The following is a 14,377-nucleotide window of genomic DNA, read 5'->3' on the forward strand; positions in this document are numbered from 1 at the left end:
GTCAGCCCATCAGGATCGGCGTGATCAGCACCACCAGGACGCTGTGCGTCGAGGTGCGGGTGCGACCGCCGCCCAGGCCGAAGAAGCCGGGCTCACCAACGCCAACCTTGTTGGTGTCTTCGCTCAGCTCATCGAAGCCGGACAGGATCAGCGTCTGGCCGCTCTTGAGCTTGACCTTGGGCGAGAGTGACTTGGCGTCGTAGTCCGGGACCTGGATGCTCGAACTGTTCGAGGTGAAGGTCTGGAAGGTGGGCTTGGAGCTCATGTTGATGGAGATCATCAGCATCAGCTCGTCGCGATCCATGACGCGCGGCAGCAGGGTCATGTTGAAGCCGCTGGTGATGGTGCCCGGGGTGAGCGCCGTACTGGAGCCCACCGAGGCGGTGTTGGTCGTGGAGCTTGCGGCCACGTAGCCCTTCACGTTGCCGATCTGCAGCGGCGCCGGTTGCAGGTTCAGGGTGGTGACAGAGGGCGAACGCACGTTGGACACGCGGCCTTGCTCGGCCAGAGCCTGGATGATGACGTTGGACCCGGCCAGGGCCGAGCTCGACGTGTTGACGATGCCTACGGAGCCACTGATGGCACTGGTGCTGATGCCCGGCACCACGTTGGCCAGCGACAGGTTCCACTTGTTGGAGAGCGACTTGTAGACGGCGGCCCAATTGACGCCCAGCTGGTCGGTGTCGTTGAGCGTGACCTCGAAGACTTTGACGTTGAACAGCACCTGCTGACTGATGCTGCGGTTGGTGCTGTCCAGGTAGGCCTGGATCCGGTCCAGGACCTCGGGGCGATCCGTAACGGTCAGGGTGCCGGTCGAGGTGCTCAAGAACGAGCGACCTGCCGGCGCGGTGCTGAGCATCGCCTTCACGTTGTTCTGGATGTCCGCCAGGATCGAAGACTTCAGGCGAACCGTGGTGCTCTGGCTGCTGCCGGATTCACCGGAGACGCCGCTGTTGCTGGAGCCGCTACCACCGCTGGTGCCCGAGCCGACGCCGGCGCTAGTGTTCATGCCCGAGCGCACGGTGCTCTCGATGACCTGGTCGTCGCCGAAGGCATAGACGTCGAATACGCGGGTATCGTAGTAGCTGATCCGCACGGCGCGCTCGGCCGGCGAGTACCGCCAGGCCAGGCCCAGGCGAGCGGTGACTTCATCCAGCAGGCCGGAGAGCCGGCCGCTGTAGGCCAGGCCGCTGACCTTGCCGATGCTGGCGAGGGTCGTCGCGTCCAGCGGGCGAGATGCGGCCGGGGGCGTGGTGGTTGCCCCTGCCGTGGCACCGGCGCCGCTGATGACGCCGACCGGCAGCAGGCCGGCCAAGCTATCAGGGCTACCGCCTGCCATGGCGGCCATGCCCGCGCCGCCGCTGTAGACGCTGGGTGCCAGGGCATCCGGCGAGATGAGCACGGGCACGCCACACTGGCTGGTGATATAGCCGGCGATCTCAGTGAGGCCAACGCTCCCAGAGGGACGGTAGACCAGCTCACAGTCGCTCGCGGTGGGCAAGCCGCGACGGGCGACCAGGGGCTGGGTAGAGACCCACGGCTTGTCGCTGAAGACGACGGTGTCGCGCTTGGGCTCAGCCTGCTGGTTGCGCAGCACTGCGGCGTAACTGGAGGCCTCCTGCCCCTGCAGGGTGGCGCGCCCGGCGGCTTCGTCGACACGCTGCACAGAGCTGCAGCTGGCGAGCAGCACCGCTGTTGCCAGCAGGCTGGGGCGGAAAAGACGACTCATGACTTCTTCCTCTCGGAAACATGGACGATGCGCTGGCTGGAGCGGCCGTCGACGATGAAGGAGCGCGGGGCGCCGTCGTAAAGCGGGAAGACCTGCGCGATGGCCTCGGCGAAGGTGCCCTTGAAGTGCAGGGCGGCCTCGATGGGGTAGTCCAGATCGTCAGCCGTCCACACCACCTGCCAGCCGGCGCGCTTGGCCCAGGCCTCGACGCTGCGGCGCAAGGTGCTGCCGACCGGTGCGTCCCAGGTCTGGGCGATGACGCTGGCCGGCTCGGTCAGACGCACGGAGGGTAGGGAGTAGGCGGACGGAGTGGGCGCGACGGCTTTCGCCGGTGCCGGTGCGGCAACGGAGGTGGTGTGGTCGACTTTTGTGGTCCGGGCCGCGACAACAGCGGCAGGCTTCGGCACCTGGTGACTGGGTGCTACCGTCGGTGCAGGAGAAGGCGTGGCTACAGGCGTTGCAGCCGCCAGAGAGGTGCCCTGCGTCTGGGGGACGGTTGGAGATTGCCGGACAGGCAGTGTCACCCCAGGCGTTTGGACCGGCGCGGATGTCAGCGCCGCGCCGGCGGGCAGAGGTTCGACTGCGGCAGGGGTAGAGGTGTTCGGCACGGAAGCGCCTGGCACCACGACCTTCGCAGGTGTCGGGTGGGTCTCCAGCGGCTTGGCTGCCGGGACGGTGGCCACGGTCACCGCGGCAGTGCTGGCGGGCGCTGTGATCGGTTTGCTGACCGGGGCTGGCGAGAGCGCTGCGTGCGCCGCTGCATAGCGTTGGCCCTCAGGCAGTTGATAGCCCGGACGCAGCACGAAGCACACTGACCGCATGACCTCATCGACCTTCACCTGCCAGGCCGGCCCGGCCAGGACCTGCAGTGTGTTGCGCAAGCTCATGGGGCCGAGCTTGTACTGGGCGGCCGGCAGCGGCCGGGTGAAGAGGATGTTCACGTGACCTTGATCGGGGCCGCACAGGCTGTAGCCGGAACGGTTGACCACATACTGCATGGAGTCGCGAACGGTCGGCTTCATGTTGGCCGGGATGTTCACGTCGATGATCTGGGCCATCAGGTCCCGTTGCTCGGTCTCCGGCGCCGTGTTCACCAGCGTGTAGCGGCCGTAGCGCACCTGGGGCTCTGAGGCAGCGCCTTTCGGATAGAGATCGGGCTGTAGCAGCTCAGGATTTCGCGAGCTGTCCGGGCCGGTAGCCGGTGGTGCGGATTCGTGTGCAACGCAGCCGGCCAGAGCGGCGGCGAGTGCCAGCGGAGAGAGGGTGGAGAGCTTCCAGGTCATGTGCGGCGTGGCCCCAATTCGTGATGGGGCTCACGGTGCCAGCACAGCTAGCTAGAAGCAGGGGATAACCGTATTTGAAGCCAAATAGGTTGAGAGAGAGAGAGCCGCTGAACCTTTATCTAAGGCTTTAGGCGGTTCCTATTTTGACGATTCTCGGCGACTTGTTTGCCTAGGACTTCGTCGGTTACAGATGAACCGGATTGCTCTGCAGCCTCTCGAACCTCCTCAGCGGATGCCCCTATCTTTCTCCCTTTTTCTTCGTAGTTTTCGGGTTTTATAGGTAGCGGCTTATCAACCTCGTCCTTGTCATTGCCTCTCTCATCATCGTTCTGTTTCGAATCTGCCATGACGTTCGTCCATATGTGATTGGGGATAACGGCCTGGGACAGTCTAGCGCTGCTACTGGGTTTCGGATCTGCATCATTGCAAATGTCTGGCAAGATACTTCTCCACCTCGTCTACAAGCTCTGGCTCTATCAAGTCTTGCGCAATCCGCCGCTTGTCTTGAAGCATCTGCCACAGCTGCAGATCAATGCTGTTCTCGACCAGCGGGATCTTCACCACCACCAGGCGCCGCTGTCCATTACGGTAGGCACGGTCCTCGGCCTGGTCCTGCAGCCCCGGCGTCCAGGGCAGGCCCAGGAAAAACACGTAGTTGGCAGCGGTCAGGTTGTTGCCGGTGCCAGCGGCTGACGTCGTGCCAATAAAGACCCGGCAATCGGCGTCCTGCTGGAAGCGATCGATTACCTTCTGCCGCTTCGTGAGGCTGTCAGTGCCAACCAGGGTGACGCATCCCAGGCCTGCCGCCTCGCACAGCTGCTGCAACGTGGCCACCGTCTCCTTGTACTCACAAAAGAGGATCACCTTGTCCTCGGGATCCAGCTCGCCCAGCATTTCCATCACCACCGGCACCTTCACGCGCTCCAGTAGCTGGCGAAGCCGACCCAACCGCGCGAACACGGGCTGATCGGCGTTGCGGATGGCGTTGTACTCGACCTGCTGCGCCTCATCGAGCACGACCGGCACGGTCTGCCGCTGCTTACCCTTGAGATCGGGCAGCACGTCTTTGCGCCGACGCAGCATCCAGTCGCCGATCTCGGCGCGTAGCCCCTGGCGAAATTCAGAGCTGCCGGCGAAGCGCTCGCAGAAGTCCTTGAGTGGCAGCTGCCCGATGGGGTGGCCCGACAGGCGCAGCAGCGTATGGAGCTCCGACTCGCGATTGAGCACCGGTGTCCCGGTCAGCAGGTAGCGATTGGGCACCTTGGCGGCGATGTCGAAGCCGTTGCGCGTCCAGGCGGCCGTGGGCTCCTTCAACCGGTGGGCCTCGTCGATGATCATCACGGCGAACTGATCGGCGATCGCGACGAAGTCGCCCAGGCGCTCGTAATTGACGATCACCCACTGGGCGTCAGCCTGATAACGCTGCCGGGCGATTCGCGCGTCCGGATAGACCGCCTGGATCTCCCGCTCCCAATTGATCACCAGGCTGGCCAGGACCACCACCAGGATCTGGTGGCCAGTGGACTGGATGCCTGCGGCGATCACCGCTTGGCGACTCTTGCCCAGCCCCATGTCATCGGCCAGCAGCGCGCTGGTGCGCTGCAGCAGGTGACGGATTCCGGCAGGCTGGTGGGACATCAGCGAATACGGCTTGAGCTCGGCCTCGATGGCCTGCAGCGTCCAGCTGGTCTTGGCGATGTCAGGCACCGCGGCCAGGTAGACGTCTGCAGCACTGTCCTCTTCTGCAGAGGACGCATTGCGCGCCTGCGGAGGTCCTCCGATCGACATCGCTGTGACGTCACGCGCTGCACTGACCGATCCGTCGGACAGTAGCTCCTGGAGCACGTCGAGCATCTCGAACTGCTCCTCGAGCAGTCCAAGCTCTAGGATCAGGTTGCTGCGTAGGATCTCGGCGGAGGCTGGCACTCGCCAAGCGCGGCTCGTCGAGAGGAAGGCGCCGTGCATACGCTTGGCCACGGCGACGCAGCCCGGATGATAGTCGCCGGAGAGCACCACGCCGCCACTGGACAGCGGCGCGATCCGCAGGCGCATTCCCCAGATGAAGAGGTCTCGTCGGGCATCGGCCTGGGCGTCGGCGATCTTGCGGCTGAAACCCGGCCAGTCCTGGACAAAACGACCGTCGGCCAGCTCACCCAGTTGGTGAAAGAGCACGTCCAGGTCCAGCAGCCGTCGATGTGGCAGCCGCCAGTATCCAGACAACGGATGTTCGCCGCGGCGAATGAAGGTGCCGCCACGGCCCGTCAGCAGGCGGTTGGCCCCTTCCAGATAAGGCATCTTGAGGCCAAAATCATAGCCGTCGAACACGGCGCGCTGCAGGAGCTGGGATGTGCCTGAGGTATTGCGAAGGGAGGGCCGCTTCATGCCGTGTGAGCCAGGCCGGCGACAGCGTCAGCAAGGCCCAAACGGTGCGTCAGCCACTCCCACAGGAATCGATGATAGTGCATACGCCAGGCATCCTTGGCGAATCGACTCATGGTGTGCGAGACATCTGGCCATTCCAGGGTGACCGACAGTCGGCCACGCCGTAGGGCGGTCATGAACCAGTCGAACGCAACCCCTGCAGGCTCGTCACCTGCGATGGCCCGATTGCGGCGTCCGCGCAGCTGTACCACCTGCAGCTCACCAGGTGAGCGTGTCTGCCGCTGCGCCTGGACGCCCTTGCCGGGCCGTTCGAGAGGCAAGACCAGTTCCGCCGAGGCTAGGGCGCGGCCTGACTCCCGCACGGAGAACAGGCGGCACGCCCCGGAGTAGGCCTGATAGTCGTAGTTATCAATGCAGTGACCTAGGGCGAGGTGCTCACTCATCAGGTCAGCAGGACACACCAGCTCCAGGATCTGCAGGCCATTAGGGCAATCGACGGTGCGCAACTTGCTCAGCAGAGGCGGCCAGGAGGTGTGTGCATCCGTTTCCCGTAGCGGACCCTGGCTGTCGGCAAACTCTCGGGCCCTGGTCATGGCCTCGTGGAAGTCATGCACCAGGCGGGCGATCTGGGCGTAGGAGCTACGTCCAAGAAAGTCCTCAAGCCCCCTGGCGGCGCGCTGGGCACTCGGTGACTCATCACACACAGCGCTGAGCAGCTCCCTGACATCCGTCAGCGTCCCGCGGATGCCTGGCCATCGGGGGTCATCCCATGCCGTCGGAGTGCCGGCGAGTAGACGCGACCAGTCGATGACACTAGCTGCGCTGTGGGGCACGCAGCGGTGCAGCTCATGGATGGCCCGCCAGTCACGGCGGTTTTGAGGTCGGCGATTACCTAGTTGGGCACCCACCAGCAGCCCCAGCCATCCCAAGCCACGCCCCTCCCGCTTGATGAGGCTGAGGGCGGTGCCGGCGCAGTTGGGGCGGACGCTTCCCAGAAAACGGATCGAGGCGGCTGGTGCCCCAAACACCCAGGCGAGCAACGGTGCCAGAGGTAGCCCTGCATCCACCGCAGTTCCAAGAAGAGCCTCCGCAAGGGTCGTGTCGCTGGGGTGATAACACCGAAGCGATGCCTGCAGCTGGGCTGGTGCATTAGCGAAGTGGCGGCGTCCCACAGGCCAGTCGTCGTCTTCGCACAGCACCAGTAGCGGCACCAGGATCGGCTGTGACCGCAACGCCTGATGTCGTCGTTCGGGATTACCCCGCGACAGCCAGTTGTAGAGTTCAGCCGAAGGGCAGCTCGCGGAGCGGATCGCGAACAGGCGCGGTTGGTCGAGCGCCGTGAGAAAGGCTTTGAGCGCCGCGCCGATCTGCGTGAGGTAATAGGCCGAACGGGGGCTGAAGTAGCGGTTGTGCCTGTGCCCATCAATGTCCCACGCCTTCCCGAAGGCCCCTAGATCGTCGCAGGCCAACTGCCTGGCAACCGACCGCGCGGCGTCGCAGTACGAAGTCATAAGCGGTTGGAGCGGCCAGGTGATGTGAGGCAGAAGCAGGTATCGAGCCAAGCGCAAAGCCGATTGCTCCGCCGGTTTGCGCTTGGGCATGCGGTCGATTGCCTTGACCTTCTTCGTCCGGATGCACACACCATCGTAAAGCTGCACCAAATCCCCCATGCGAAGGATGGTGACAGGGCTTTCGCGGCCGGGTATCTGAACGCATACACACCAGCAGCGGGAGAACCGCGTAGAGCGAAGGTAATGGTCGATGAACGTGTCGCGCTTAGGGCCGTTGATCTGGAAGTGCGAGGCCCAGGTATGAGCAACGGCAAGCTGCCGCTCGCTGTACCTGGAGGCCTTGCAGGCACTAGAGAGCTCACTCATCAGCAGGCTCGGAATACAGCCGGTGGCAATACTCATCCGCCCGGCGCTCATCGTCATCGCGCTCCCGATTATCGTCCCTGGTCACTTCCCACATCACGCTGTGACAGTGTTGATGCTGCTCGCAGGCCAGTGCCTCGGTGATATGAGCAATATCGTGTCGCACGTACTCAAGGTCGGTGCCTAAGGCCGCTGCTTCAGCCTCGGACGTCTTTCGCCTGATCCAGGCTTGCATGGCCTTGAGCATGGCAGCGCAGTCCTCGCGCGAGATCGGGTCCGTGCGCTGGCCATCGTTACGCGTCCAGTCGAGATCGATGCCACCGTGCCGCTGGAACAGGGTGAAGGTGTTGCGCGCAGCGAAGAACTTCAGCACGTCGGGCGAGTACCAGGGATCGTCCTCACGAAAGGGCTTCAACGGCGAGGGTGAGGGAGGCGAGGCCGGCAAAGGGGCTTTCGAGTGCTGGGGCAGCAGGCGTAGCGGGGTGTAGATCTGATGCCGGCCTGCAAGGCTCAGGCAAAGCGCGTCGACCTGGAGCTTGCCGGTCACTCGCCAGCCGCGATCCGCCAGGTCATCGAGCCGTTGGATGTCGCTGGTTTCAATCCCCGGGCCATAGTAGGCCTTGAGCAATCCTTCCGCCGCTTCCCAGCGATCACCATAGGTCAGCCGCTCGTTGATGAAGTCTGCCTGGGACTGAGTGATCTCCCCACCAAGGGCCTCGACGTACCACTCGACGGCTTCTTTGCGGCGGCAATGATCTCGATATTCCTCCCGAGCACCAACCAGCAATTCCAATGAGAACTTGGTCGCCCAGAAGGTCAGCATCCAGCCCCAGCACAATGCCAGCGCACGAAACCCAAAAGAGAGCAGGGATTGGGCCTCGCGAGGGTCGAAGTATTTGTACAACCCGTACGCGGCTGCACCCGCGACAGCCAGAACAGTGATGACGGACAACCACAGGAGAGTCCGAATAAACATGGTGAAGACCTTCAGAAGTGATCAGGAAGGTCTAGGGTCACGGTAGGCTAGGGCGATACGGAAGGTGAAACCCTATCCAGCCCTGAACAGGTTGGCCTAGAAGTCAAAGCTCTGTTGCTGGGCCTGGGCATAACCCCGAAGCCAAGAGGTTCGGAGGCCAGGATTCCGATAGGGGCAGAGGTGGACAGCAGCGTGTGCACGGGCGGCGTCGGCCCCCTCGCGCATTGCTCGGGCGTGCGGCGCATTGCGCACGCGGTGGTCCGTCGAGTTAGGACTTTCCTGAGGGGCGACCGGCATGGGTGCTCCACGCTGAACGAGTCAAATTGGATCGAGAGTGTCACGCTGAGGCGCGACCTTGGGCTACCAACGCGCTCTGGCCAGTGGTCTCTCACCAGCATCAGTGATGGGGTCGCTACCTACCAGTCGTAGCGAAGAACGCAACCACAGTGATCACCATGTACCCGAGAATGCTCATGCAGCCGCGAAGCCTCGGGAATCTCGTCTTAACCCCGGCCGGGAGTTTTTCCCTAATCGCCAAAATGACCAGGAAGACTAGGCAGCCAATCTTGATTTCGTCACTACTCATACAATCATGACCTGGGCTAGTCCGGTACCCACTCTTTGATCTCGGCCTGTAGTGCGGCGTCTTTCCTACGCTGAGCCATCTCCTTTTGCTCCCAACTCGCCAGTGCCCCCTGTGCCTCCCACCACTTCCATTTGAGGTCGCTCAGCTTGCGCTCTTCGAGATCAATCTCCTGCTTTTTTTGCTCGATCCTCGCCTCGATGGAGAGCATTTCTTCGCGAACGGAACGAACGGCCAAATGGAGGCGATCGAATTCAGAGTGGAGGGATTCGTCGTTCATAACAGTCAGGTGCTGTCGAATTGAGGGTGCGATTATCGTGGTTTTACCACCTGCCGGCGAAGCCACTCACCTGCCAAATCACCCGGCTATCAATCAGTGCCGCTACCGTGTGATGTAGAGGCGCTCGCATTCTTGCTTCAGGTAGACCAGATAGGCCCGACGTGCATCGCAGGGGCATGTCGATTCGGCCTGACTCAGCCAGTGCTCTTGTTCGGCTTGATCCATACCGTTCCACCAGTCGATCGCGACCTCTACCTCATGGGTGACGTCTGGAGCTTCATCACCGAAATAGGCCCCCACCAACTGCTCGCGTCGAGTCATTCGCGACTCGTTCAGGCTCCAGACCAGCTGCCGTACATCGTTTTCGTGCAGACCCAGAAAGTCGTGGCAGGCATCAATGTAGCCCTGGGCGCGCATGGATACATCTCCGATGGCGCGGAGCCTACGAACCTTAGCTACCTCGTTGATTTTTGCCTGACACAGGCCACGGATAGCAACCATATCGCAGCTGGCAATCTGTACGGCGCGTTTGAAACCTAGGAGTTGGCCATGTGCAGTTCCACGCTATTCGAGTGAGTGACACCTGCGGCTTCACGTTGGGCCGCAGCTCCTGACAACCCCGAGGTTGAGCAGGTGGCAGGGGAGACACGAGGTGCGAGGTAGATCTCCCAGCAGCTTCACGCAGTGGCGCGACTTTGCCGCCACTACCCGGCCCGGGGCGACAGGCCCACGCTGAGTGAGTCCTGTCTTTCGGCAGCTTCACGCTGGGGCGGCAAATTTTTCGGGGCCAGCTAGTAGGGGATCTGGTCGTCGAAATCTTCGGACATCGGTGCCGGCGTGGGGGCAGGTGTCCGCGACTGGCCGTTCGCTACCGGCCGCGCCTGCGCCTGACCCGTACCCTGGCCCATGGTGATGGACTCAATGCGTTGTGGCAGGAACCCGACCCGGTTCGCCTGGACCTTCATCGCGGCTTGCTCGATGCCGTTGCCATCCTTCCAGTTGTCGAGGACCGCACGGCCTTCGACCAGCACCCGCATACCTTTCTGGTACAGCCGGCTATAGCTTTCCGCGTCCCGGTGCCAGAGCTCGACGTTGGCCCAGAAACCGCCGCGATCCTCGTAGGAGCCATCCTGCAGGCGAATGCTGTTATCGAAATAGACGTTCAGCCGGAGCAGGTGCCGCGGATCCTGATTGTCCTTCTGGAACCGCTTGTACTCGGGTGCGGAACCGATGTTGCCTTCCCATACTACTGCTGTGCCCATGTCAGGCCTCCTGTTGGGATGCGGCGTCTTCGCCGCGGGATTGGATGATCTGTTGCAGCTGTTCGGTGTAAACGGCATCGGCCTGGGCCATCTTCTCGGCGCACTCGGCGGCCTGCCGGCTGATGGCATGGACCAGGCTGATCTGCATATTCAAAGCAATGCGCTGCAGCTCCATGGCGTGCAGGTCCTGGAGCAGTGTTTCGGTGACCAGGTCGTGGCGGCACAGGTCCGCCCAAAGTCCCACACCCATCTTCCGTGTCCCACTCTGCTGCCAGCGCAGAAAGACTGGACCAGCTGAGGTGTGCTGGTGGGTCATCCGGATCGGCAAAAGCGTGAAGGGGAAGCGCTGGGCCTGGGCGAGAATCCGCTCTTGGGCCAGGGTGTTCAGGTCGGCTTCAAGGGAACGGCACTGCTCGGCTAATTGGTCCAGTGCTCCCTTACCTTTAAAGGGTTTTAAAAGCCCTTTGTAGAAGGGAGCGTGTTGCAGGTTCGCGAAGACATCCTGTTGCAGGGGCTGGAAGGCGGCCTGTTGCAGGTCTGCGGTTTTCGAACCTTGAGTGGACTGTTGCAGTGCCATGGCGATCAGGCCTCACTCATCTCGGTAGCGGCGCGGGAGCTGGTCATAACGCCCAAATGCTCATCCTCGTCGGCGGAGTCGCCATCGAAGTCCTCGTCGCCATTGCTGGAGCTAGCCGGGACATCGCCGGGACGCTGGATCGCCGGTGCGAACTTGCTACGGCGGGTGCCTTCCAGGACGTCCTTGGGCATTTCCAGGAAGCTGTACATCTGCTGGGCGTTGGTAGCGCGGGCATTGTTGGCGGCGATGTCGTCGCGCGACGCCCCGCTGTAGCCCTTGTAGCGCTGGCCGACGCCGTACAGGCGACGAAGCACGGCGGCGCCTTCGTCCAGCCAGGCCTCCTTGGATCCGTTGTCGATCAAGCCGATATGAGCGGCCAGGAGGATCCGGCGCACCAACTCGTCATAGCGGGTGAGCAGGTACACGCCCTTAAAGGCCAGCGGCGAGTTGAGGTAGAGCGGCAGCTTGAGCGGCTGGATCGACAGATTGGTCCCTACATCGAGCTGCTTGGGCAACATGGCCATGACCTGGTCCAGTCGCTCATCTATAGCGGTCAGCTGCTGCTCCGACTCCTCGATCTTGTCCTCGATGATGATGAGGAAGAGATCGGAGTAGGGATCGTCCTTAGCGGCGCCGGCGGAGATGCGGTTGATGATGTTGGAAAAGCCGGACAAGCCGATCATGCCGGGCTTGTTGTCGGAGCGCTGCCGGCCGAACCAGAGGCGGGAAGCGTGATGGGTATGCAGGGTGAGATTAACGCTCGATCTGAGCGAGCCCAGGTTGAGCTGGAAGGTGTCAGCCATGAGAAGGATTCCTTGGGTTGTGAGATGACGCTCGGGCAGGGTGCCGAGACTGGCGCTGGGGGGCAGCGGAAAACCGTATTTGGGTGCGAGGAGGTTGTTTGCCCACGGCAAAGTCGGGGGCATGCCTGGAACATCACGCTGATTTGCTGGCGCTTGATAAGTGATTCCAGTGGAATCACCCTTGGCATTGATCAGAGAAGTGAAGCCCGGGGCATCACCCTGGGTGGCTGTCGCCGAAGTGATGCCCCGGGCATCACCCTGTGTAGATGTCGCCGAAGTGATGCCCGGGGCATCACCCTGGGTGGCTGTCACCGAAGTGATGCCCGGGGCATCACCCTGGTTGGCTGTCGCCGAACTGATGCCCGGGGCATCACCCTGCTTGGCTGTCGCTGAAGTGATGCCCGGGGCATCACCCTGTGTAGATGTCGCCGAAGTGATGCCCAGGGCATCACCCTGTTTGGCTGTCGCTGAAGTGATGCCCGGGGCATCACCCTGCGTAGCCGTCACTGGATTGCGGTATTGGATATGGTTTTCAGCTGCGGCCGCTTGGAGATGACAAATCATTCGCTGCCTCCGCGGCCCATCATCTTCCTAAGGCTCTTGAGTACGTCATTCCCAGTTTGAGCGTCACTGACAGCCTTTGGCTGGACAGTGGCAGGCTCAAATCGCGGAACTGTCAGTACCGAAGGGGCCTGGGTCGGCATGGCTGGAGCGGCGGATCGAACTGCGGCGGGCTGCCAATCGGAGTTGAAGTCACCGGTCTGGGCCTTCTGGATGAGTTTCATCAGGTAGGCCAGAGGCTTCGCTACCCCGCCCGAGGCGCAGCGAACGCCCCATTGCTTGACCAGGGAAGCTCGAATGTCAGCGGGAACGGCCAGGATCGCGAGCTGGGCGCGGTGCTGCTGCTCCGACGTCATCCGTTGATAGGCGCTCGGCCACACAAGGTCCACGTCCGCCTGCTCGCGCAGTACAGAGCTTTTAGATACATCAGTATTTGTATTCGTATACGTACTAGATGAGTTCGGATTCCGAACTAAGTGCAAAACCCCTTGATTTGCACTGAGTTCGGAATCCGAACTGAGGCTCGAAGCCTGATCAACAAGGCTTTTTTGACTGAGTTCGGAATTCGAACTCAGTTGATTCATAGCTGCCAATACCGGAGTTCGGAATCCGAACTCAGCGGGAGGTGTCGCTGCACGTGCCGGATCTTCGAGCCCCTGGGCGCGAAAGCGCTCTCTGAACACTTCCACGCGGGTGGGCAGGTCCTGGGTCTCGCTGACTAGCATCTCGTCAAAAGTCAGGCCGGCGATCTCGCGGACTGAGGTATTGGTGTGCTCAAGGCCATTAGCCACGAGTGGCAGAAAGTCGTGATCGAGTTGGATGGCCTCGGAGTAGGCCACGGGCTCGTCGTGCAGAATGTAGATGTTGCCTTGGACCTGGCCGGTAATCGCGTCGCGAACACGGCGGCCGAGGCTCAGCCAGCGAGTCAGGCGCAGTACGGTCAAGGCCTTGGCCACGGTCTCACGCGAAGCAGGACGGCCTGGGTTGTTGCCTAGGTAGGGGCGCAGCTGATCGTAGGTCGGGAACGCAGTGACCCCGTCACCGTTCATGAGCAGGCGAAACACCTGCCAGGCGTTGCGCTCAAGGGGCGAGAGCCGATCATCGAGCAGCAGTCGGCGAGGAACGGTCTCGTGAGGGTTACCGCTGAAAACGATGCCGGCGAATTCCCTGGGCAGGTCTTCGCCGGTTTTTTGCTTGTAGTCGCGTTGGGCTTGGACATGGACGTTCAGGTGTGACGCTGCAACGTCCAGGGCGCGACCGAGTAGATGGGAGCCGCGTGGAGCAGTGGTTTTCACCTATTATCGCCTTCTGCCGAATCCAGCTCGATCAAGCTCATTTGCCCGAGGGCAGCAGACTGGTCCTGTTCTTGTACCTGGGGCAGGGCATCGCCAGCGGCTTGCTCATCACCGAGCTGCCGATCTCGCCGCTTCCGAGCATCGGAAATCAGCAAGAGCGGTGCCCGGGCGATCTTAGGTGGGTAGAGGCCTTCGTTGAGCCAGGTCTGTACGAGATTCCAGATGAGGCCGAGGGTGATTTGGTCGTGCCTGTCCTTGATGGAGTCGAAGGGACCGTTGAGCTCCTCAGTGATCATCATGCAGATGTCGAGCAGGGCGATGGCGTCCTTGTGGTCCACCTCGTGAGCGTTCATCAGGTCGAGAAAGCGATACCAGACCTGATCGGTATCGTTGAGCCCTGCCACCCGGCCGGAGCGACCGGGGACGTTCAGAAGCTGGCGCACCACGCTGATCTCGCTGGGGGCCATGCCGAAGAACTCGCGGATCATCCCGTTGGTAGCGCCCAACTGGATGGCGCGATGCACGAGGCGGGTCTCGCGCTCATCGCGTTCGCAGTTCTCCAGGAGCTTCTTGACCATGTCGAGATCGATCTGGACCTTGCACCAGCGTGCCGGAGCATTTTTCAGGATGCTGTGAGCCTGGGGCTGGCGCAGCAGGTTCAAGACTTCGACGTCCAGGCCAATGTCCAGGCAGCGCTGGACCTGGCCGTTGCGCAGGTGATGGAGGATCTGATCCATCAGCGCCTGGTTCATGGGGTTGTACTTCGTGGACA

Annotated in this window: 14 protein-coding genes; all 14 read right to left on the reverse strand. The window is 62.2% G+C overall.

Annotated features, from left to right (window positions below; genetic code table 11):
* Position 1: 1 nt before the first annotated feature.
* Positions 2-1,729 carry a PilN family type IVB pilus formation outer membrane protein gene (pilN, locus tag POR01S_RS01270; RefSeq protein ID WP_042133175.1) on the reverse strand — a complete coding sequence of 576 codons (1,728 nt, stop codon included), beginning with the start codon at positions 1,727-1,729 and terminating at the stop codon, positions 2-4.
* The gene (gene pilL2 / locus POR01S_RS01275) at positions 1,726-3,012 is read right to left on the reverse strand and encodes a PFGI-1 class ICE element type IV pilus protein PilL2 (protein WP_042133177.1); all 1,287 of its coding nucleotides are present in this window, start codon (positions 3,010-3,012) and stop codon (positions 1,726-1,728) included. Before pilL2 ends, pilN begins: the two co-directional genes overlap by 4 nt.
* Before the next feature lie 119 nt (positions 3,013-3,131).
* The gene (locus tag POR01S_RS23625) at positions 3,132-3,359 is read right to left on the reverse strand and encodes a hypothetical protein (protein WP_156044994.1); all 228 of its coding nucleotides are present in this window, start codon (positions 3,357-3,359) and stop codon (positions 3,132-3,134) included.
* A gap of 73 nt (positions 3,360-3,432) precedes the next feature.
* Positions 3,433-5,394, reverse strand: a complete 1,962-nt coding sequence (locus POR01S_RS01280; protein ID WP_042133179.1) for a DEAD/DEAH box helicase — start codon at positions 5,392-5,394, stop codon at positions 3,433-3,435.
* Entirely contained in the window at positions 5,391-7,307 is a 1,917-nt protein-coding gene (locus tag POR01S_RS01285) for a hypothetical protein (protein ID WP_156044995.1), read from the reverse strand. Before POR01S_RS01285 ends, POR01S_RS01280 begins: the two co-directional genes overlap by 4 nt.
* Positions 7,264-8,220 carry a hypothetical protein gene (locus POR01S_RS23055; RefSeq protein WP_156044996.1) on the reverse strand — a complete coding sequence of 319 codons (957 nt, stop codon included), beginning with the start codon at positions 8,218-8,220 and terminating at the stop codon, positions 7,264-7,266. The genes POR01S_RS01285 and POR01S_RS23055 overlap by 44 nt, the downstream gene beginning before the upstream one ends.
* 120 nt (positions 8,221-8,340) lie before the next feature.
* Complete coding sequence (locus tag POR01S_RS23260) at positions 8,341-8,541, reverse strand: ribosome modulation factor (protein ID WP_081875147.1); 201 nt, start codon at positions 8,539-8,541, stop codon at positions 8,341-8,343.
* A gap of 305 nt (positions 8,542-8,846) precedes the next feature.
* A complete protein-coding gene (locus tag POR01S_RS01295; RefSeq protein WP_042133180.1) occupies positions 8,847-9,107 on the reverse strand; it encodes a hypothetical protein in 261 nt (86 codons plus the stop codon).
* A 102-nt stretch (positions 9,108-9,209) separates the two neighbouring features.
* The gene (locus tag POR01S_RS01300) at positions 9,210-9,524 is read right to left on the reverse strand and encodes a hypothetical protein (protein ID WP_042133182.1); all 315 of its coding nucleotides are present in this window, start codon (positions 9,522-9,524) and stop codon (positions 9,210-9,212) included.
* 374 nt (positions 9,525-9,898) lie between these two features.
* The gene (locus tag POR01S_RS01305; RefSeq protein WP_042133184.1) at positions 9,899-10,369 is read right to left on the reverse strand and encodes a single-stranded DNA-binding protein; all 471 of its coding nucleotides are present in this window, start codon (positions 10,367-10,369) and stop codon (positions 9,899-9,901) included.
* Position 10,370: 1 nt separating this feature from the next.
* Entirely contained in the window at positions 10,371-10,946 is a 576-nt protein-coding gene (locus POR01S_RS01310) for a DUF3158 family protein (protein ID WP_042133186.1), read from the reverse strand.
* Between the two features lie 5 nt (positions 10,947-10,951).
* Complete coding sequence (locus tag POR01S_RS01315; protein WP_042133187.1) at positions 10,952-11,749, reverse strand: PFL_4669 family integrating conjugative element protein; 798 nt, start codon at positions 11,747-11,749, stop codon at positions 10,952-10,954.
* 560 nt (positions 11,750-12,309) lie between these two features.
* Positions 12,310-13,605, reverse strand: coding sequence for an STY4528 family pathogenicity island replication protein (locus POR01S_RS01320; RefSeq protein ID WP_042133190.1), 1,296 nt, complete (start codon positions 13,603-13,605; stop codon positions 12,310-12,312).
* Positions 13,602-14,357, reverse strand: a complete 756-nt coding sequence (locus POR01S_RS01325; protein WP_162180668.1) for an STY4526/YPO1902 family pathogenicity island replication protein — start codon at positions 14,355-14,357, stop codon at positions 13,602-13,604. The genes POR01S_RS01320 and POR01S_RS01325 overlap by 4 nt, the downstream gene beginning before the upstream one ends.
* Positions 14,358-14,377 lie beyond the last annotated feature (20 nt).

Origin of the sequence: Pseudomonas oryzihabitans NBRC 102199 (assembly GCF_000730625.1) — a bacterium.
Taxonomy (GTDB): domain Bacteria; phylum Pseudomonadota; class Gammaproteobacteria; order Pseudomonadales; family Pseudomonadaceae; genus Chryseomonas; species Chryseomonas oryzihabitans.